This window comes from Vreelandella boliviensis LC1 (genome assembly GCF_000236035.1).
Lineage (GTDB): Bacteria > Pseudomonadota > Gammaproteobacteria > Pseudomonadales > Halomonadaceae > Vreelandella > Vreelandella boliviensis.
This window is the reverse complement of record NZ_JH393258.1, coordinates 505,081-524,585: the sequence shown is the minus strand read 5'-3', so window position 1 is coordinate 524,585 and position 19,505 is coordinate 505,081. Positions and strand designations below refer to the sequence as shown.

14 protein-coding genes are annotated in these 19,505 nt (G+C 56.9%); 8 read left to right on the top strand and 6 right to left on the bottom strand.

All coding sequences use genetic code 11. From position 1 onward, the window contains the following. Window positions 1-34 precede the first annotated feature (34 nt). Entirely contained in the window at window positions 35-3,820 is a 3,786-nt protein-coding gene (gene recB / locus KUC_RS11600; RefSeq protein ID WP_040480746.1) for an exodeoxyribonuclease V subunit beta, read from the bottom strand. 11 nt (window positions 3,821-3,831) lie between these two features. Next, window positions 3,832-4,125, bottom strand: a complete 294-nt coding sequence (locus KUC_RS11595) for a nucleotidyltransferase domain-containing protein (RefSeq protein WP_007113386.1) — start codon at window positions 4,123-4,125, stop codon at window positions 3,832-3,834. A 119-nt stretch (window positions 4,126-4,244) separates the two neighbouring features. On the opposite strand from KUC_RS11595, the gene pncB reads away from it, so the two are divergent. Further along, a complete protein-coding gene (gene pncB, locus KUC_RS11590; RefSeq protein WP_007113385.1) occupies window positions 4,245-5,426 on the top strand; it encodes a nicotinate phosphoribosyltransferase in 1,182 nt (393 codons plus the stop codon). 16 nt (window positions 5,427-5,442) lie between these two features. On the opposite strand, the gene recC is transcribed toward pncB, so the two are convergent. Next, window positions 5,443-9,078 (bottom strand): exodeoxyribonuclease V subunit gamma, encoded by a 3,636-nt coding sequence (gene recC / locus KUC_RS11585; protein ID WP_040480743.1) that lies wholly within the window; start codon window positions 9,076-9,078, stop codon window positions 5,443-5,445. 175 nt (window positions 9,079-9,253) lie between these two features. On the opposite strand from recC, the gene KUC_RS11580 reads away from it, so the two are divergent. The 4 genes from KUC_RS11580 (at window position 9,254) to chrA (ending at window position 13,291) form a co-directional block, all read left to right on the top strand. Beyond that, the gene (locus KUC_RS11580; protein WP_050804850.1) at window positions 9,254-9,685 is read left to right on the top strand and encodes a DUF2384 domain-containing protein; all 432 of its coding nucleotides are present in this window, start codon (window positions 9,254-9,256) and stop codon (window positions 9,683-9,685) included. Next, window positions 9,682-10,200, top strand: a complete 519-nt coding sequence (locus KUC_RS11575; protein ID WP_040480741.1) for an RES family NAD+ phosphorylase — start codon at window positions 9,682-9,684, stop codon at window positions 10,198-10,200. Before KUC_RS11580 ends, KUC_RS11575 begins: the two co-directional genes overlap by 4 nt. A 102-nt stretch (window positions 10,201-10,302) precedes the next feature. Then, on the top strand, window positions 10,303-11,985 hold the full coding sequence (ilvD, locus tag KUC_RS11570) for a dihydroxy-acid dehydratase (protein ID WP_007113381.1): 1,683 nt from the start codon (window positions 10,303-10,305) through the stop codon (window positions 11,983-11,985). A 112-nt stretch (window positions 11,986-12,097) separates the two neighbouring features. After that, window positions 12,098-13,291: a chromate efflux transporter gene (gene chrA / locus KUC_RS11565; RefSeq protein WP_176459035.1), complete on the top strand. Its 1,194-nt coding sequence runs from the start codon at window positions 12,098-12,100 to the stop codon at window positions 13,289-13,291. A gap of 353 nt (window positions 13,292-13,644) precedes the next feature. On the opposite strand, the gene KUC_RS11560 is transcribed toward chrA, so the two are convergent. Then, a complete protein-coding gene (locus KUC_RS11560; protein ID WP_040480739.1) occupies window positions 13,645-13,917 on the bottom strand; it encodes an XRE family transcriptional regulator in 273 nt (90 codons plus the stop codon). Between the two features lie 221 nt (window positions 13,918-14,138). Here KUC_RS11560 and purE point away from each other — a divergent pair, with 221 nt between their 5' ends. The 3 genes from purE (at window position 14,139) to KUC_RS11545 (ending at window position 17,621) form a co-directional block, all read left to right on the top strand. Further along, window positions 14,139-14,654: a 5-(carboxyamino)imidazole ribonucleotide mutase gene (purE, locus tag KUC_RS11555; RefSeq protein WP_040480737.1), complete on the top strand. Its 516-nt coding sequence runs from the start codon at window positions 14,139-14,141 to the stop codon at window positions 14,652-14,654. An 11-nt stretch (window positions 14,655-14,665) separates the two neighbouring features. Next, the gene (locus KUC_RS11550; RefSeq protein WP_007113376.1) at window positions 14,666-15,805 is read left to right on the top strand and encodes a 5-(carboxyamino)imidazole ribonucleotide synthase; all 1,140 of its coding nucleotides are present in this window, start codon (window positions 14,666-14,668) and stop codon (window positions 15,803-15,805) included. 256 nt (window positions 15,806-16,061) lie between these two features. Beyond that, complete coding sequence (locus tag KUC_RS11545; protein WP_007113375.1) at window positions 16,062-17,621, top strand: sensor domain-containing diguanylate cyclase; 1,560 nt, start codon at window positions 16,062-16,064, stop codon at window positions 17,619-17,621. Between the two features lie 35 nt (window positions 17,622-17,656). Here KUC_RS11545 and KUC_RS11540 read toward each other — a convergent pair whose 3' ends face one another. Together KUC_RS11540 and KUC_RS11535 are read right to left on the bottom strand one after the other, a co-directional pair. Next, complete coding sequence (locus KUC_RS11540) at window positions 17,657-18,460, bottom strand: TraX family protein (RefSeq protein WP_007113374.1); 804 nt, start codon at window positions 18,458-18,460, stop codon at window positions 17,657-17,659. A 148-nt stretch (window positions 18,461-18,608) separates the two neighbouring features. Beyond that, window positions 18,609-19,382, bottom strand: a complete 774-nt coding sequence (locus KUC_RS11535) for a transporter substrate-binding domain-containing protein (RefSeq protein WP_007113373.1) — start codon at window positions 19,380-19,382, stop codon at window positions 18,609-18,611. Window positions 19,383-19,505: the final 123 nt, after the last annotated feature.

Genomic DNA, 19,505 nt, shown 5'->3' with positions numbered 1-19,505 from the left:
GGAAGACGTGTCTCGCTTACTCATAACTGTTTCCTCATACCACCACCTCCTGATGGGCTGCTTCTGCATCTGCTGCCGTGCCTGCAAAGAGCGCGTCCAGCGCTTCAATCAGCGCGACCGGCGCAGGCACGGCGTGTACTCCGCGGGCGGTGGTGCGGCTGCCGCGCAGGAATACCGTCATCGAACCGCCTAAATGCTGGTGCGGGTCGTAGTCGGGCAGGCGCGCTTTGAGCAGCCGATGCAGCGCGAGCAGGTAGAGCGCCGCTTGCAGATCGTAGCGCTTTTCGAGCATGGCGTTGCGCAGGGCATCAACGGTGTAGGCGCTGTCGTCGCTGCCTAGGTAGTTGGATTTCCAGTCGAGCACGTAGAAGCGGCCTTCATGCTCAAAGGCCAGATCGATAAAGCCTTTGAGCATACCGTTGAGCGTGTCGGCATCCAACGCTGGGCGCGATACCCCGGGCAGTAAGTGGTCACTTACTAGTTCGTCGAGTTTGCGGGTTCCCACCTGATGGGCGGCAAACCAGAACTCCAGCTCTACTTGGTAGCTGCCTAGTTCGCTTAGCGCCACTTGGCCGCTTTCGCCAGGTTGTGAAAGTGGCTTTGACGAAGGCAGGGGAAGAGGAACATTGAGCAGTTCTTCAAACCAGCCTGCCAGAGTGTCGTGCCATGCCTGCCAGCCGCGAAGCTGCACGCGCCGTCGCAGCATATCTTCCCGTGCGGCGGGGTCTTCCAGCGCTTTGTTAAAGCCTAGCTGGCCTGCCCACTCTAACAGCCCGTGCAGAAAGGTGCCGGGGCCGGGGCCACGCGGAAAGCGGTGCAGGTGAAACGCTTCGGTGTTGATGGCGTTGTCGTGGGGCTCGTCCAGCACTTCCAGGGTGGTGGCTTCCTGGGGCGTGGTGGGTTCTGGCGTGGGCGTTGGCTGCGCCGTCGGTATCGTTCCTGAGATAGCCCTTGAGATAGCACTTGAGACAGCCCCCGAGGTTCGCAGCGCCGAGTAGCTGGCGATCCACCACTGTTCCCGGGCGGGGCGCAGCGGGGTGCGGGCGTGGCCCAATGCCTGCTGTTCCGGCGCGGGGGTAAAACGCAGTGCGGTAGGTTCCGGGGCGGTGCTTAGCGCGATATCGCTGCCTTCCACCAGTTCGCCTAGCGCTTGGCTAAACCCGCTGGGGGCGATGGCCTTGCCGCCGTTGATCAGGTGGCCGATGGCGCTGTTCTCGCTGCCTTTTAGCGGGGCCAGCCCCAGCCAGGTGGCGTGGCGGGCGCGGGTGAGCGCCACATAAAGCTTGCGCAAGTCTTCGCCAAGGCGTTCGCGGTCGGCGGTAGCCAGCGTGGCTTCATCGGCGCTTAGGCTGAGTTGCAGCTTGCCTTGGCTGTCGTGCCAGCGCAGCGGCAGGTCGCTGTCGCTGACCGGGCGGTGGTTGGCGATAAACGGCAGGAACACCAGCGGGTACTCCAGCCCCTTGGATTTGTGGATGGTGACGACCTTGACCAGATCGGCGTCGCTCTCCAGGCGCAGCTTGTGGCTGTCGCCGTGGCTATCCGGGTCGGCAATTGCCTCGGCCAGAAAGCGAATCAGAGCGTGTTCGCCATCCAGCTCTTGGCTGGCATGCTGGAGCATTTCGCCCAGGTGGAGCAGGTCGGTTAGCAAACGCTCACCCTCGGCGAATTCGCCCAGTAGCCGGGCGGCGATATCAAAATCGACCATCAAGCGGCGCACCAGCGGCAGCACGCCTTGGCGCTGCCACAGGCGGTGGTAGTCGCTGAACTGCTCGACCCGCGCTTCCCAGGCCAGCTCGCTCTGGTTGAGGTGGTCGAGCTCTTCAAGGCTTAGCCCGATCACCGGCGTGGCCAGGGCGGCGCGCAGTTTGGCTTCCGCTTGGCGGGAGTTGGCCTGGGGCTCGGCGCAGGCGCGCAGCCAAATGGCCAGCTGCGGGGCGATGGGGGAGCTAAACACCTTGTCGTGATCGGAAAGGTACACGCTCTTAATGCCCCGGCTGGCCAGCGCCAGGCGAATCGCCCGGGCTTCCTGAAGGCCGTTGACCAGCACCGCCATGTCCGAGGGAGCCAGCGGAGTGAGTGATTGCTCTCCGTTATCGTCCCCAGGTTCAACCACGGGTGCAAAGCCTGCCTGTTGCTTGCGGCCTGCTTCCAATAGCGCGGCCATATGCGAGGCGCAGCGCTCGGCCATTTCGGTTTGGTAGGCGGTTTTGGAGAGCGGTTCGTCGCTTGGAAGCTCCCACAGGGTCATCGCGGGTAGCGGTTGTCCGTTGAGTATCAGGGTGTCCTTGGTGCCTTTGGCCTTAACGGGGTTAAACGGCAGCGGGTTGTCGCCACCGTCAGCGCGGAATAAAAAGGCACCCGCGTCGTGTTTATCGGCATAGCTAAAGCAGTGGTTGACCGCATCTACCATCGCTTTGCTGGAGCGAAAGTTGGTGCCTAGGGTGACATGGCGGCCATCGGTGTCGTGGCGGGCCTGCAGGTATGTGAAGATATCCGCACCGCGAAAGGCGTAGATGGCCTGCTTGGGGTCGCCGATCAGCAGAATGGCGCTGTCGCGTTGGGGCGTGGCGACATCGTACACGGCGTTAAAAATGCGGTACTGGATCGGATCGGTGTCTTGGAACTCGTCGATCAGTGCCACGGGGAACTGGCGCTGGATCTGTGCTGCCAATGCTTCTTTGTTGGGGCCCCGCAGGGCGCGATCCAGATGTGTGAGCAGGTCGTTGGGGCCCATCTCGGCGCGGCGTTCCTGCTCGCGCTCAAGGCGGGCGCGGCACCACTGCACGGCGTGAATCAGCAGGTCGTTGCGCGGCTCGGGCAGGGCGCCCAACGCTTGCGGTAGCTGCGCCAGTGCTTGCCATACTTGCGGGCAGGGCGGCGCGCCCTCTTTCCAGATATCCGCCATGCCGTCCGGCGTCATGCGTTTCCAGGCGGCGTCGGTGAGCGCGGGGCGGTCGGCGTCGCTTTCGCTCCATTCCCGCAGCGCGCCTAGCCAGTTGGCGCGGCTTTTGGCGTTGAAGCTTTGGCCTTTGAAGGCTTTGCTTTTAGCGGCCTCTTCTAGGGCGGGCACCAGTTCGTCCAGCCAGGCGGGCCAGGGGGCTTTGAGTTCGCGGAGCTGGGCATTGCGTTCGGCCTGGGTGGCGGCCAGGGTTTCGCGGGGTGCGGGCTTTTCGCCGCCCAGCGCTTCGCTTTCGGGTAGTAGCCGTAGCAGCGGGGCGTGCAGGTCGTCCGGTGATTGCCAGTAGCGGGTGACAATGCCGAGGGCGTCGCTGTCCAGTGGGTAGTAGAAGCTGCGCCAGTAGTCGCGCACCACTTCCTGTTCCAGCTCGCGCTGGTCGTTCTCTAAATTGAGCGAGAACAGGCTGCCACTATCGAAGGCGTGTTCGCGCAGCATGCGGTAGCACCAGCTATGGATGGTGGAAACCGCAGCTTCGTCCATCCACTCGGCGGCCAGGGCCAGGCGCCGCGAGCAGGCGGGCCAGGTGACGGGGTCGTATTGGTCGCGGAGTTGAAGGAGCAGTGAATCAGCCCCTCCGTCTATGTCTTCAGCGCGAAATACTTCTGCTGCTTCTACCAAGCGGTTGCGGATCCGTTCACGTAGCTCTTGAGTGGCGGCGTTGGTGAAGGTAACGACCAAGGTTTCCGGAGGCGTGAGCGGGCGAACAAAGGCCGTGTCGTCTTCCGTACTGTGGCCGCCGAGTACCAGGCGCACGTAAAGCAGCGCGATGGTGAAGGTTTTGCCGGTGCCAGCGCTGGCCTCTATCAAGCGACTGCCGTGGAGCGGGAGACTCAATGGATCGAGTGGGGCGGGCTGGCTCATGACGTATCCTTCTAACCAATCGGGCGCGCTTCGGCTAAGACTCTCGCTTGGGTGGGGCTTGGCTTTTCAGTCGATACATAGGTGACAATTTCCACCGGCATTTTGAGGTATTCTTCGAGTACTTGTTTGAGTTCAGCGCGAGGCTGCGGCGGTATCGCTGTCTGGGAGATCAACAGTAGATCAGCGCCGCCGCCTCGCTTGGAATCATCTAGCCTTGAGCCAAACACATGAGTTTCCACCGAATCACCAATATACTCGCTCACGCCAGAGAGAATGATTGCGCGATGTGTTTGGGTAATACGCATGAAGACAGCTCCTAAACTGTATGACAGCCCCGCCACCTGATAATCTTGTCGCCGAGCCACTCTTGGTGCAATGAGTTTACGCTACCGGCGGCTTCGGTTCACTCTAACGATGGGATCTCATGCTGACATCGCTGCTGGATAATGACTTCTACAAGATCACGATGCAGAACGCCGTGATCAAACGCTTTCCTTATGCCCATGCGCGCTACGCTTTTATCAATCGTGGCGAGCACAATTTTCCTGATGGCTTCGGTGCCGCGCTGCGCCGCGAAGTCGATCAGATGGTAGAACTTCGCCTGCGCGATGAAGAGAAGCGCTATCTCGAAATCACCTGCCCTTATCTCGACCCTACCTACCTCGACTTCCTCGCCGGGTTTCACTATAACCCTAGCGAGGTGATTATCGAGCAACAGGGGAGCGACCTTTCGGTGATTATCGAAGGGCCCTGGTATCGCACCATTCTTTGGGAAGTGCCGCTGATGGCGTTGATCAGCGAGCTTTGGTATCGCGTGCGCGGCGTAACGATCACGCCAGAGGCCGATGCGTTGATTGAACAGCGCGCCCAGGAGAAGATCGAACTCTACCGCCGTTTAGGGCTGAAAATTGCCGAGTTTGGTACCCGGCGTCGCTTCTCGTTTGACGTTCATGACCGCGTGGTGGGCGCACTTGGCCACTATGGCGGTGAGGCGTTCAGCGGCACCAGCAATGTGCTGCTGGCCATGCGCCACGGGGTTAAGCCGATCGGCACCCATGCCCATGAGTGGTTTATGTTCCACGGTGCCCGCTTTGGTTTCAAAATGGCCAATAGTCTCGCTCTGGAGCATTGGGTGGATGTGTACCGCGGTGATCTGGGTATCGCCTTGACGGATACCTTTACTTCGCGGGCCTTTTACGACAGCTTCGATAAGAAGTTCGCCAAGCTTTTTGATGGCGTTCGCCACGATAGCGGCGACCCTTTCGAATTTGCCTCCCAGACCATCGCCCACTATGAGCGCCTGGGCATCAATCCGCTGAGCAAGACGATTATCTTCTCCGATGCGCTGACGCCGGAACGTGTTGAACGCATCCAGGCCTTTTGCCAGGATCGTATCGGCATGGCGTTCGGTATCGGCACCAACTTTACCAACGATGTGGGCGTTGAGCCGATGAACATGGTGGTGAAGATGGTCGAGGCTCGCCCGGAAGGGCAGGGCTGGCTGCCGGTGATCAAGCTTTCCGATGTGGCGGAAAAGAACACCGGCGACCCGGAGATGATCGCCCTGGCGAAGCGGATTTTGTCGCTTAGCCAGAAGAACACTTAGCACATTATATTGAGCATTAACCTTTCACCGAACTGTGCAGCGGTGCGTAGAGCGCTTCGGTCAATGAGGCGAAGGTATGCCCGTGTTCGGTACGCTCGGTGAACAGTTTTCCAAAGCTCGGCCATTGGTGGGAGAGGTAGGTGCTTTGGGCGACTTCGCCGGTTTGATAACGGCCGCCTTCATAGGCGCTTTCGGCAGCGGCATAAGCATCACTGTCGGTTTCTGAATCCGGCGTTCCCTGCTTGGCCAGCCAGGCGAAAGCGGCCTGGGGGGCCAGCGGTAGCGGCGCCTTCATGCCATCGCACCAAGCGCTGAGCAGGGCTTCTAGCTGGAAGCGGGCATTCTCGGCCTCTAGAGGCTCCAGGCGCACATGGCCCGCTTTGGAGAGTAGCTGGGTGGTCATCGGGCGCTCAATGTTGCCCGCCAGGTGCGCTACCCAGGGGCGTAGTAGGTGCTGCCAACGGTACTGGCCACGGCCGCGCCCCTGGCTGACTAGGCTGCTGCTGAGCAGTAGCAGGCGGCAGCGGTTACCTGCGTCATCCTGGCGTAGCTCGCCCAGCCAGTCTTCCAGCGTTACCTTTCCTTCAGCTCTTTCAACTCCATCAACATGCACCGCCTGGGGGGCTGCGACTACTTGAGGCCACTCTTGCAGTGCTTCTTCGTAGGCGTCAAAAAGGGCGTCCATCGGTTCCGCCAGCGCTTCGCGCATCCGTTCACCAAAGGCACCTACCGCCAAAACGCCCTGGCCTTTAAAGCGTTCTAGTTCTGCGTGCAGTGCTTCTATGCGCGGCTGGCCGTTATCCACGGCATGGCGCTGGGCGGCGATTAACTGATCCTGCAACTGCCAGTTTTGTAGCCCGTCCAGGGTGAAGGGTTCAACGTCTAGCTGGGTAAGCTCCTCCTGCTCAAAATAGACACCCAGGCGGGTGTTGAAAAACGCCTTGGCGGGTTCGCGCAGAAAGCTGCCTAGCTGGTTCAGGGTTAACGTGCCTTGCTGTTCGCTGTCCGGTTTAAGCGCCGCTGGTTTCTCTCCTGATTGTCTTTCGCTTCGCGGTGCGTGCAGGGCGTGCCACTCGTGGGCGTATGTAAATAACCGCGCCTGGGCGGGGGAGTCGCTGGCCTGGGAAGAGAAGTAGCGACGGCTAAACGGCTGCAGCGGGTGCTCGGTGGTTAATGCTTCCAGCACCGGCTCGCCGTTCTGCGTATGCCAGCCCGTTTCCAGGTGGTCGCGAAGCTGGCCGACCAGCACTGAAGGCGGCATGGGGTTGTTGTCGATCTGGCTGCGGCCCACCCAACTGATGTAGAGCTGTTGGCGGGCGGAGAGCAGTGCTTCTAGAAACAGGTAGCGGTCGTCTTCACGCCGCGAGCGGTCGCCGGGGCGGTAGTCGCTGCCCATCAAATCGAAATCCAGCGGCGGCTGGGAGCGCGGGTACTCGCCATCGTTCATGCCCAGTAAACACACACGCTTAAACGGAATCGCGCGCATGGGCATTAAGGTGGCGAAGTTGACTGCCCCGGCCAGAAAGCGTTGGGAGAGGCTATGTTCGTCGATTTGCCCCAGCCAGTGTTCGCGCACCATGGAGAGCGGCAGGGAATCAAAAAGCTCAGCCTCTTCGGTGCTGTCCAACAGCTGCTGTAGCGCTGTCTCCAGCTTGGTGAGCATCACGCTTTCCTGGGCGTCATCGGTCAGGAAGTAGGTCTCCAGCAGTTCACGTAGCCGGGCCACCCAGGTGGCGGCGTCGGTGGGCTGGCAGAAGGTTTCCCAAGTGGTTTCCAGTTTCTCCAGCAGATTTGCCAGCGGGCCTGCCAGTGAGGCTTCCAGCCCGCCGATATCGTCAAACGGTTCAATCCCTTGCCACGCCTCGGCACTCCCTACCGTATACCCCAGCAGCAGGCGGCGCAGGCCAAACGCCCAGGTGTTTTGGGTCAGGCCTTCGGGAAGATCCAATCGGGTTCGCTGCTCGGCATTGAGCCCCCAGCGGATGCCTGCGCCCTCTATCCAACGGCTGAGGGTGGGCAGGTCGTGTTCATCGATGCCAAAGCGGGCGCGCAGCGCGGGGACTTCCAGCAGATCCAGCAGGTCGCTTACCGAAAGGCGCAGCTCCGGCAAGCGAAGCAGTTTTTCTAGCGCAATCATCATCGGCAATCGGTGGCGGCTAGCTTGATCCGAAAGCGTGTAGGGGATATAGCGCGGGTCGTCGGGTTTCGAGTGATAGCTACCGAAAGCGGAACGGTACTGGCCGAATACGGCTTCAATATGCGGCGCGTAGCGGTCAATATCCGGCACCATGACGATAATATCCCTCGGGCGCAGATCCGGGTCGGCGCTGAAGGCCGCGAGCAGTTGGTCGTGAAGAATCTCCACTTCCCGCTGGGGGCCGTGGGCGATATGAAACACGATGGAGTCGTCGCTGGCCGGGTCTAGCGGGGGCCAGTGGGTTTGGGTTTCCGCCACCGGGCGCAGTTCGCGGATATCGTCCTGCAACTGGCTGAGTAGGCAGTTACGCTCATCGCCGCTAAACGGTTCGAACATATCAATGCGCAGCGCCTGTTGTTCAAACAGGGTTTGGTAGTTGCCCGCGTCGTCGTGCTCATCGAGCAGGCGCAGGTAGTCGCGTCCCTGCTTGCCCCAGGCCGCCAGCAGCGGCTGGGCGTGGAGGTGCAGGGCATCACTGGCATCGCCGGTGCCCAGCACGTCTAACGCATCAGGCATGCCGGCCTTGCGCCGCTGACGGTAGCGGCTGGCGCGCAGCAGGTCTTTGTGCTCGATAATATCCGCCCAATAGTACTGGCAGGGGTTATGCACACAGAGCACGATTTGGCAGCAGCGGGACAGTGCCGCCAGGGCTTCTAATGTCTGTTGCGGCAGCGATGAGATGCCGAAAATAATCAATCGCCGGGGCAGACCGGGTGGGCACGCTTGGCCTTCAAGCTGAACGGCGGCTTCCAGAAAACGGCTATGCACCTGGGCGCGGCTGCTGTTAAGGCCCGCCTCGCCTAGATTGTTAGCCACATCGTCGCGCAGTGCGCGCCACAGCTCTGGCTGCCATAGCTGGTGTTCTTCCAGCGGGCGGGCTTCGCCTCGGGCGGTGATCAGTACGTCGTTGCCTTTTGCCCAGGCGTCCAGCCAGTCTGCACGATACACCTGATACTGATCGAACAGATCCGCCAGCCGCTCGGCCAGTTGGTAGTGTTTGCGCTGGTCGCGATCCACTTCTAAAAAGCGCGCCAGCGGCGCAAAAGCTTCCTGCTCGGCAAGGCTGGGCAGCAGGCGTAGAAGGCGCCATATCAACCGCGACTTATCAAACGGCGAGGTTTCGGGCACCGCCTGGTCGTCGTGGGTAAAGCCGTCTTTTGTTAACTGGGTCAACACCGTGCGGTAAGCCTGCCACAGAAAACGCGCGGGCAGTGTGACGTTCAATGCCGCCGCTATGCCTGCACCGCCTTGGGCCGGGTCTTCAGCTAGAGCGAGCTTTAGCCACTGCCCAATGCCATTGCTCTGCACCAGAATGGTCTCGTTCTCCAGCGGCGAGAGCGGGTGTCGTCGCATCCACTCCACTGCCAAGCCGCGCAAGTCTTCCAGGCGATTGGCATGCACCACCATAAAGCCCGGCGTTAGCGGCATTTGTGTGAGCAGAGAGTTTGCAGACATGCACGATTCCTTAATGGATGATGTCTCACGACGGTGGCGGGGCGACTAAGTGTATGGTGCCATAAGTTTAGCTCTGAAGCTTGAAACCCTAGCGTCCTGTTTGAGAGCTGCTATGATGAATATGTGATGCATATAAGTTGCATGTTAGCTGTAAAAGCGTAGCGGGAGGTTATCGATGACAATGGGTACGGTAAAAGAATCTCTTAATGAGCCTTCTAGGTATCGGGTGCCTGACTCGTTCGAGCGGTTTTTGGCTGACTTGAAGGGCGTTGCTCGCGAAGAGCGTCACCCTCTGATTAACCCGAGGTTGTTCGCCAGCGCATTGAGTATCGATATCCAAACGCTGGCCACCCAAGCGCATGTCCATCGTACGACGATCTCGCGCGCCCAGGGGGCAGAAAAACTCCAACGTTATCTGCGTGATGCACTCCGTGTGCTCGGCGCCGCGGCGGATATTAATGGTGATTTTCATGACGCCCTGTTTTGGTTTCGCAACGAGCCGCTTAGTGCGTTTGACTATAAAACACCCGAGCAACTCGTAAGTGAAGGGCGCGCAGAGGACCTGTTGCGCTATGTTCAGGCGCTGCAAGCAGGTGTGGTGGGATGATATTGCTGCCAGAGCTGAAGACTAAGGCATACCGGGTACATGTTCCACGCTGGTCGTTTTCTCCTACTAGTGGGGCCGGTGCGAGAGAGCATGGCGGGCGGATGAACCGTGTTGGTGTAGATGCGTTATATCTCTCGCTTGAGGAACAGACCGCGTTAGCGGAGTACAAACAGCTTTCTGCGTTAATGCCTCCTGGGCTGATTGTTAGCTATACGGTTAGCGTGACTAGTATTGTCGATTTTCGATCAGGTTATAACTCAAAATGGGATAGCCTGTGGCAAGAGCTTAACTGTGATTGGCGTAAGTATTGGTTTAATCAGCGTATTGAGCCGCCTAGCTGGCTATTAGGCGATATGGTGTTGGAGCAGGGGGCTAAGGGAATACTTTTTCCTTCGTTGGCACACGGCTTAGGCACTAACCTCGTTCTGTATACCGAAACGCTGACAGAGAACGATATGCTTGAGGTCTATGATCCCAAGGGCGATTTGCCACGTGATGCACGATCCTGGCAGTAATGACTTTTAATAAAATCACTTAAGCGGCCTCTAGCCTTGCGCGAACGCCGTAGCATCGCCAAGCTATGCTGATACCGTGAACAATTTTGAGAGAAACTTCTAATGACCGAGCCTACCAATAATTCCCGCCGCCACTCTGCTCAAGTGGTCGATGGCCCCGGCAAAGCCGCCAGCCGCGCCATGCTGCGCGCCGTGGGTTTTAATGACGCCGATTTCAAAAAGCCTCAGGTGGGCATTGCCTCTACCTGGAGCATGGTAACGCCCTGCAATAGCCACATTAATGAGCTGGCCGAGTTTGCCCGTGATGGCGCGGATGCGGGCGGTGGTAAAGGTGTGATTTTCAATACCATCACGATTTCCGATGGTATTGCCAACGGCACCGAAGGTATGAAGTATTCACTGGTATCCCGGGAAGTGATCGCCGATTCCATCGAAACCGTCGCGGGCTGCGAAGGCTTTGATGGCGTGGTGGCTATTGGCGGCTGCGATAAGAACATGCCGGGCTGCCTGATGGGCCTGGCGCGCTTAAACCGCCCCAGTGTGTTTGTTTACGGCGGCACCATTATGCCCGGCAAGGGGCATACCGATATCGTTTCGGTTTTCGAGGCGATGGGCGCGCACTCCCGCGGTGATATCGACCTGATCGAGCTTAAAAACATCGAAGAAACGGCGATCCCTGGTCCCGGTTCCTGTGGCGGTATGTACACCGCCAACACTATGGCTTCGGCCATTGAAGCCTTGGGTATGAGCCTGCCGGGCAGCTCGGCGCAGAACGCCATCTCTCAGGAGAAGCGCGACGACTGTAAAGCCGCTGGCGAAGCAGTGCTGGCGCTACTGGCGGATGATATTAAGCCTTCCGATATCATGACCCGTGAGGCGTTTGAGAACGCCATTACGGTCACTATCGCGTTGGGTGGTTCTACCAATGCGGTGCTGCACCTTATCGCCATGGCGCGCACCATCGGCGTTGAGCTGTCGCTGGCCGACTTCACTGAAATTGGTAAGCGTGTGCCGGTACTCGCTGACCTGCGCCCCAGCGGCCACTACATGATGAGCGAGCTGGTGGCGATTGGTGGTATTCAGCCGCTGATGAAAATGCTGCTGGATGCAGGCTTGCTCAACGGCGAGTGCTTAACCGTCACAGGTAAAACCCTGGAAGAGAACTTGGCTGAGGTTGAGCCTTACCCTGCCGAGCCGCCGATCATTGCACCACTGGGTAATCCGATTAAAACGGAAAGCCATCTGCGCATGCTCTACGGCAATCTGGCACCGGAAGGCGCGGTAGCGAAAATCACCGGTAAAGAGGGCACACGCTTCTCTGGTTCGGCGCGGGTATTCGGCTCGGAAGAAGAAGCCCAGGCGCGTATTAACGATGGCACCGTAGTCGCCGGCGATGTGGTGGTAATTCGCTACGAAGGGCCGAAAGGTGGCCCCGGTATGCGCGAAATGCTCACGCCGACCTCGGCGATTATGGGCCGCGGTTTGGGCAACGACGTGGCGCTCATTACCGATGGGCGTTTCTCGGGTGGCAGCCATGGCTTTGTGGTCGGCCATGTGTCGCCAGAAGCTTTCGACGGTGGCCCGCTGGCGCTGGTGGAAGATGGCGATACCATTACCATCGATGCTGAAGCAGATACCATCGACGTTGACCTCTCTGCTGAAGAGCTAATCCGCCGTCGCGCCGCCTGGCAGCAGCCTGAACCCCGCTATACACGCGGTGTGCTCGCCAAATATGCGCGCTTGGTTAGCTCGGCCAGCACCGGTGCGGTGACCGACCAGGAATAATCCACGTTGCCGTGATGAGCGTATTGTTATGAACATGCTGTCATAAAGAATTAAAGCGCAAGGCTTAGTATAAAAGCCTTGCGCTTTTTTAATGGGATAACAGGTGGCCGAAATGGTGGAGCAAACGCAGGCACGTGGGCGCATAGGTGAGGTGTTTTGGGCATTTTTAGCGCTGGGCTTAACGTCCTTTGGCGGCCCGGTGGCGCACTTAGGTTATTTTCGCACGGCCTTTGTGGAGCGCCGCCAGTGGTTAACCGAACAGGCTTATGCTGATCTAGTGGCGCTGTGTCAGTTCTTACCGGGGCCTGCTAGCAGTCAGGTGGGCTTTGCACTTGGCCTACTGCGCGCTGGTCCTTGGGGCGCGGCCATGGCGTGGCTGGCGTTTACACTGCCCTCGGCGATCATCCTGGTGCTATTTGCGTTTGGTGCGGCGGTGCTGGATGGCCCCATTGCCAGTGGCATTATTCACGGCCTAAAAGTGGTGGCGGTGGCGATTGTGGCCCACGCGGTATGGGGCATGGCGCGTAATCTTTGCCCGGATAAAACTCGCACGGGAATCGCGCTTGCGGCGATATTTACAGTGGTATTGATCAGCGGCCCGCTGGGTCAGGTCGCGGCGATTATATTGGGTGGCTTGGTAGGACTAGCGCTTTGCCGCAATAGCGCTGTTGCCACAGCAAGTGAGTCGCTTTATTTTCCGGTATCGCGTCGGGCAGGCATGGTGGCGCTGGGGCTGTTCGGTGGGCTGTTGATTCTGCTGCCGCTACTGGCGGGAGCTGCTGCCTGGCTGGATATCGCTGATGCGTTTTACCGTTCTGGTGCGTTAGTGTTTGGCGGCGGGCATGTGGTGCTGCCGCTGTTGGAAGCCGAAGTGGTGCAGTCGGGTTGGATCACGCCGGATGAGTTTTTGGCCGGTTACGGGGCCGCTCAGGCAGTACCAGGGCCGCTGTTTACGTTTGCGGCTTATTTAGGCGCGCTGCTGCCCGGTATCAATGGTTTAATCGGCGCCTTGCTGGCGTTGCTGGCGATCTTTATTCCCGGCTTTTTGCTGTTAGTGGGCGTGCTGCCGTTTTGGAATCAATTTCGTCAGTGGGCCAGCGCCCAGGCACTGATGCGCGGTGCCAATGCAGCGGTGGTAGGCATTTTAGGCGCGGCGCTTTATCAGCCGGTGTGGACGAGCGCGATCATTGGCGCAGAAGAGTTTGCTCTGGCGCTTACCGGATTTTTGCTATTAACCGTATGGAAGCTGCCCGCTTGGGTAGTGGTGGCTGTTGTAGCGTTTGGGGGAATTGCGATTGCGCCGTGAGCAATGAGACATTGCTTGATCATTGCGAACTCGAGGAAGATTGCTTCGTCGCAGGCTCCTCGCAATGACATGTGAGTGTCATTGCGAACGCAGTGAAGCAATCTCGGGGTTACTACCACCGCAGGTTAAGATTGCCGCGTCGCTGCGCTCCTCGCAATGACATGTGAGTGTCATCGCGAGCAAAGCGCGGCGACCTCGATTTTTAAATTACCAATGAAGTGAAGTGATCTCGGAGTAGGGCTTGAGATAGCAGTTGAGATAGGGCTTGAGCGTGAAGGGAAAAACTTTCTTGGCAGACCGCCGAGAGGCGGTCTGCGTGGAGTGGAGAAGTGGGAACAGCAGAAAAGTGTCTGCTATGGCGCCTCCAGCTCTAAGGTGCGACGCAGGGCGTGGAGTTCATCCACTCCCAGATGCTCAAGCCTTCCGGCGAGCAGGTCGCTAATTTTCTGAACGGGAAGCCCTGCCCGGCGGGCAATTTCTCGGCTTCCTAGGTCTGATACTGCGATCAGACGAGTGATAATACGCATTAAACGCGTACGTTTTTCAAGTTCCCTGACGTCGAGGTCAGGGCTGCTTCGCGGAGGATCAAGCTGGTCCGCAGTGGCAGTTGCGCGTGCCGTGCTCATGTGGCTCCATCAGTCTGAAATGACAAGCACACAATGCCGCCAACCGGGGCGCATTTCAATGCCTATTTTGATGAAAATTTCACGACCTCGGCAAAGCCCGCAAACGGGCTAGCTCTGGTAAACTATGTGCCTTCCTACTTTTATGTGTATCGGGTTCGGTACTCGCTACTTTTTCGTTTTTTTATCTCGCTGTTATAGGCCGTTGGGCCGAGGAGTTTTGCATGTCGTCGAACAGCGCACCCAAGGTGGGCGTGATCATGGGTTCCAAGTCTGATTGGCCGGTCATGGAGCACGCTGTTTCCATGCTGGAGCGTTTGGGCGTGGCTTATGAAACCCGCGTAGTGTCGGCGCACCGCACGCCAGACCTGCTGTTCGACTATGCCAAGAGTGCTGCCGATCGCGGCTTGCAGGTAATCGTGGCGGGCGCGGGCGGTGCTGCTCACTTGCCTGGCATGGTGGCCTCGCAAACGCCGCTGCCGGTTCTGGGTGTGCCGGTGGAGTCTAAAGCGCTAAAAGGTTTGGATTCGCTACTTTCCATTGCGCAGATGCCGGGCGGCATAGCGGTGGGGACCCTGGCGATTGGTAAAGCCGGCGCGACCAACGCAGGTTTGTTGGCGGCGCAGATCATTGGCCTGCAAGATGCGACCGTACGCAGCGCTGTCGAAGCGTTTCGCGCAGAGCAGACTCAGAAAGTCCTCGATAACCCGGATCCGCGCCCCGAGCCGGAAGCGGAATAAGGAGTCTGGCTATGAACTCTGGTATTGCAAAAAACATCGGTGTACTGGGTGCAGGTCAATTAGGTCGCATGTTGGCGCTAGCGGGTTATCCGCTAGGTAATCGTTTCACGTTTTTAGATACCACGGGTAACCCCAGTGCGGGTATTGGCGATGTGATTGTCGATCCTAATAACCAGCATTTAGCCGAGTTTTTGGCCAAGGTTGACGTGGTGACCTACGAGTTTGAGCACTTACCCGTTCAACTGGTGCGTGAGATCGAGCAGCACAAGCCCGTCTATCCCAGCAGTCGCGCCATTGAAGTGTGCCAGAACCGGGTCGAAGAGAAGACACTGTTTGACCGTTTAGGCATCCCTACGCCTGCTTACCGGGTGGTCGAGAGCGCCGAGCAGCTTGAAGCTGCCGCCCGTGAACTGGGTTGCCCGGTAGTGGCTAAGTCGGTCACTGAAGGCTACGACGGTAAAGGCCAGGCAGTTTTGAAACAGCCCGAGCAGGCTGGCGAGGCGTGGAACGCGATTGGTCACTCGCAGTTAGTCGTTGAGGCCTTCGTCGATTTCGTACGCGAAGTTTCGATGATCGCCGTACGTGGGCGCGATGGCGAGGTGGTTTTTTACCCCATGGCGGAAAACCAGCATGTCGATGGCATTTTGCGCTACTCGGTAGCGCCGCTGCCGGATCTGGATGCCAGCGTTCAGCAAACCGCTGATGGCTATATTCGTGCGTTGTTGGATGAGCTGGATTACGTGGGCGTGCTGGCATTAGAGTTGTTTCAAACCCGCGATAGCAGCTTACTGGCCAACGAAATGGCGCCTCGGGTGCATAACTCTGGACACTGGACGATGGACGGCGCAGTGACTAGCCAGTTTGAAAATCACCTGCGTGCGATACAGGGCTTGCCCTTAGGCGATACCCAGGCGATTGCCCCCACCTGCATGATTAACGTGATTGGTCGTGAAGGCGACAACGCGGCGATGTTAGCGCTTGCCAATACCCATCTGCACCGTTACGACAAAGCAGAGCGTGCCGGCCGTAAGCTTGCTCACGTCAATATTCTCGCGCCTACTCACGCAGAGTTGATTGAGAAGGTTCGTGCCTGCAGTACCCTTTTGCCTGATGCACCGGCTCCCGCTCTGAGCTTTGCTCACAAGCTGTAATCGTTAAAAATCCCACATTTCTACTTAACACCCCAATCATTGGATCAGCGTCCAATGATTGGGGTGCGTCTAAGTTCGTTGGCACTGCCTGGATAAGAATTTTATCGTTCATAAAAGTTAACAATCTTTTAAGTGCTAATAGCTGCTCTTTTATTTACTCTGATTTTTCTGATTAAACGATGCCATCCATCCAGTGTTTATGTAAGTTTTATTTTTATTATGTCATTGTTTTTAATGAATTTTAGGTGGTTTTTAAATGATCAAGCCAAAACTATATATAGATGACGTGCCGAGTGAGTTGTCTCACAGCCAACGCTTGCGCCATGAAAAATTGCGTTTATTGTATAGCAACCTTTGGCAGCCAGTTGGCACAGGTATATTAGGTGCTATTTTATTAGTTTTTATTATGTGGGATGTAGTGAGTTCCGTTCTATTGTTGAGCTGGCTCGTCGCAAACGTCGCGTTATCTGGGGTACGTTTAAAAATAGCCCATAACTTCATCAATGCTTCCCCTGCTGAGCAGGAGCGTTCTTATTGGCTTCGGTTATTTGCATTTACGGTATTACTGGCGGGGTGCGTCTGGGGGTTGGCTGGGTTACTAATGTTTGATAAAGAAACACCAGAATATGCAGCTGCTTTGACTATCGTTCTAGCCGGTGTGTCAGCAGGCTGCGTGACAATGCTTTCTTCAATCTGGTGGATGGTGCTGTTTTTTATACTGCCGATTGCGATTCCTCTTCAGCTGTTGTTTATCTTTTCTGACGCTCCTACGCATACCATGATTGGGGTTTTATTGGGCATTTTTGTTTTGTTGTTGGTTGCTACCAGTTACCGATTAGGCCGTGTCATACATAACAACATTGAATTGAATGTCGCGATGACCGCACGAGAAGCACAATTGCTTGAAAGTGAAAATCGTTACCTTTCAATTTTTCAGCATTCGCCCCTGGGCGTACTGCATTTTGATAAGCAAGGGTGTGTTACAAACTGCAATGATAAGTTATTAGAAATATTGGCAATTGAGCGTTCTGGGCTGTTGGGGCTTTCCATGCAGAGCGATGCCGATACGGGCATCGCCTCGGCCACTCAGAATGCCCTGAATAAAGGTGCCGGATATTACGAGGGCGCTTTTTCATCTACTTGCTTGTCTGGTCGTTCTGAAGGTACTCCGGTTCGTGCTTTTTTTAATGGTGTAAGAAGCGTTGACGATGAAATTATTGGTGGCGTTGTTATCGTTGAGGACTTTACCGAGCGCAAGCGCAGCGAAGAGGTGATTTATCGCCAAGCTTACTATGATGCTTTAACCGATTTGCCTAACCGGCGGCTGCTGATTGAGCGGCTGGCGACCCTTTGTGATCAAGACAGCGTGCAAGCGCAGTTCGGGCTGTTGATGTTTTTAGATCTGGACCGCTTTAAATTGATTAATGATACCTGGGGGCATGCCACGGGGGATGATCTGTTGGTTCAGGTCGCAAGTCGCCTGCAAACTTGTTTGCGTGAAGGGGATCTTGCCGCAAGGCTTAGCGGTGACGAGTTTGTTCTATTGGCGCTGTTTGAGGAAGATGCTGAACAGGCCTTTGAAGCAAATGCTGAGGCCTATATGCTTAGGGTTCAACACGCGCTTTCACAGCCTTATCATCTTGCCAATCATGAAGTCGCCGTAACGCCCAGTATCGGTTATACCTGTTTTACTACGACTGCCTGTGAGCATGAGGAAGTGCTCAAGCAGGCGGATATTGCCATGTATCGCGCTAAAACAGAGGGCCGCGCAAGGCTACGTCAATTCGAGCCTTGGATGCGCGATACGATGCATTAATTTGTCGTATCGCTTACTTGTAATTAATTATTTATTTAAGTCAGTTGACCGCTAAACAGCACCCATAAGGCAATTAACGCAAAGTGGCCGGGGTACCATGCCAGCCATAAACGGCGCGGCATTGCTAAGTTGACTGGCGGGATGCGTTGAGCTGCACCTGCAGCAAGAATAAGCACGATGACGCAAGTACCTACAGTAAACGATTTGGCCATATCAGAGGCATTCATCTGCCCAGCAATCCAAAGCACCGGAAACGCCGCTAAGCCTGCCCACAGGCGCGCTTGAAAATGGCTTTCTGCTTGACTCAAGGCGTGCAATGCGAACATTAGTAGCGGAATCAGCAGTAACCCGTTGTGACCGTACTCCACCCAAAACCCTAGCAAATACCAAACAGTAACGCCTACCGCCGCGCCTGCTAACAGCCAGGGAAAACCCAACGTTTGCTGCTGGTAGTGCTGCCAACCTTGGCGCACTAACGTCCCTAAGGCTAAGCCGCTGGCGAGGGTAAAGCAGACGTTCAGGATAAAAGCGTCTGACGTGCGCGGCATCATCATGTAGGGGAGTTGGGCGACCAGGCCGATAATTAAAATACGCCGCGAGTAGCGTAACGGATTGCGGGTATTAAATAGCCCGTGCCAAGCCACCATGGCGGCAAACAGTGGAAAGGCGATACGGCCAATGGAAGAGCCTGCCCAGCTTAAATCCCAATCACCGGGCAACACATAGCGCGTGAGGTGGTCAACGGTCATGGTGATCAGCGCCAGCCACTGCCCCCAACCTGTCCAGTGGGAAGATGGGCGAGGGAGAGTGCCTGCATGTGGGCTAGTCGAATGAGCCATAAAACCTCCATGTTGAATAGGCGCAATGATACACAGACAGAGGTAGCTTTACCTAGTTCACTAATTGAATGCGCTAGGCAGAAACGCATCACCCCGGCGATTGCCGGGGTGATGGTCGGTTGATAGACATTAAAGCTTGCTTTAATGCTTACTCTTCTTCACCAAAATAACGGCTGTAGATCTCGTCGTAAGTGCCGTCTTCTTGCACTTCAGCCAGGGCTTCGTTGAATTTTTCGGCCAGTGCTTCGTCGCGTTGACGGAAGGCGATACCAAAGCCGTCACCGAAGTACTCTTTTGGCTCGCTGATGCGCTCGCCAATCACCACGTACTCAGCTTCTTCGCTTTCCAGCAGCGTGGATTGGCCAATCGGGAAGTCGAGGAACACGATGTCCAGACGCTCAGCTTCCATATCCAGCACCATATCGTCGGCGGTGGAGTAGCGGCTGATGTTGGCCACATCACTGAAGTTATCAGTCACGTAGTTGTCCTGCAGGGTGCCGCGCTGAACGCCGATGGTCATACCTTCCAGCGTCTCTTTAGTGGCTTCGTTGATACCTAGGTCGCTGGCAGCAAACCATGCAGAGGGCATAGTGATGTAGGGGTCAGAGAACAGCACTTGCTCACGGCGCTCGTCGTTAATAGTCATGGACGACATGATGGCGTCATAGTTGCGTGACATTAGGCCGGGAACGATGCCGTCCCACTCTTGTTCAACCCACTCGCAGGTAACACCCATGCGGTCGCACAGCTCGTTGCCAAGGTCAATATCGAAACCAGTGAGCTCGCCTTCTGCGGTGCGGAATTCCATCGGCTCGTAAGGAACGTCAACGCCAATGCGCACGTTGTCGTAATCGCGTGCGTGTGCCGAGGAAGCGGCAGCTACTGCTAAGCCGAGCAGTGAAAGGGATAGTAGTTTTTTCATATTGTTACTCCATTTAAGTGGCTACATAGGGTGACCAAAATTTTTTTACCAACTAGTAAACTAACCCAGCTTGGCAGCAACGGAAAGAGGCTGCCTGCTTATGAACCAACGTTTGTTTGACGC

Coding starts and splice junctions, on each gene's coding strand:
- recB (WP_040480746.1), bottom strand. CDS start 3,820: ATGAGCCAGCCCGCCCCACTCGATCCATTGAGTCTCCCGCTCCACGGC.
- KUC_RS11595 (WP_007113386.1), bottom strand. CDS start 4,125: ATGCGTATTACCCAAACACATCGCGCAATCATTCTCTCTGGCGTGAGC.
- pncB (WP_007113385.1), top strand. CDS start 4,245: ATGCTGACATCGCTGCTGGATAATGACTTCTACAAGATCACGATGCAG.
- recC (WP_040480743.1), bottom strand. CDS start 9,078: ATGTCTGCAAACTCTCTGCTCACACAAATGCCGCTAACGCCGGGCTTT.
- KUC_RS11580 (WP_050804850.1), top strand. CDS start 9,254: ATGACAATGGGTACGGTAAAAGAATCTCTTAATGAGCCTTCTAGGTAT.
- KUC_RS11575 (WP_040480741.1), top strand. CDS start 9,682: ATGATATTGCTGCCAGAGCTGAAGACTAAGGCATACCGGGTACATGTT.
- ilvD (WP_007113381.1), top strand. CDS start 10,303: ATGACCGAGCCTACCAATAATTCCCGCCGCCACTCTGCTCAAGTGGTC.
- chrA (WP_176459035.1), top strand. CDS start 12,098: ATGGTGGAGCAAACGCAGGCACGTGGGCGCATAGGTGAGGTGTTTTGG.
- KUC_RS11560 (WP_040480739.1), bottom strand. CDS start 13,917: ATGAGCACGGCACGCGCAACTGCCACTGCGGACCAGCTTGATCCTCCG.
- purE (WP_040480737.1), top strand. CDS start 14,139: ATGTCGTCGAACAGCGCACCCAAGGTGGGCGTGATCATGGGTTCCAAG.
- KUC_RS11550 (WP_007113376.1), top strand. CDS start 14,666: ATGAACTCTGGTATTGCAAAAAACATCGGTGTACTGGGTGCAGGTCAA.
- KUC_RS11545 (WP_007113375.1), top strand. CDS start 16,062: ATGATCAAGCCAAAACTATATATAGATGACGTGCCGAGTGAGTTGTCT.
- KUC_RS11540 (WP_007113374.1), bottom strand. CDS start 18,460: ATGGCTCATTCGACTAGCCCACATGCAGGCACTCTCCCTCGCCCATCT.
- KUC_RS11535 (WP_007113373.1), bottom strand. CDS start 19,382: ATGAAAAAACTACTATCCCTTTCACTGCTCGGCTTAGCAGTAGCTGCC.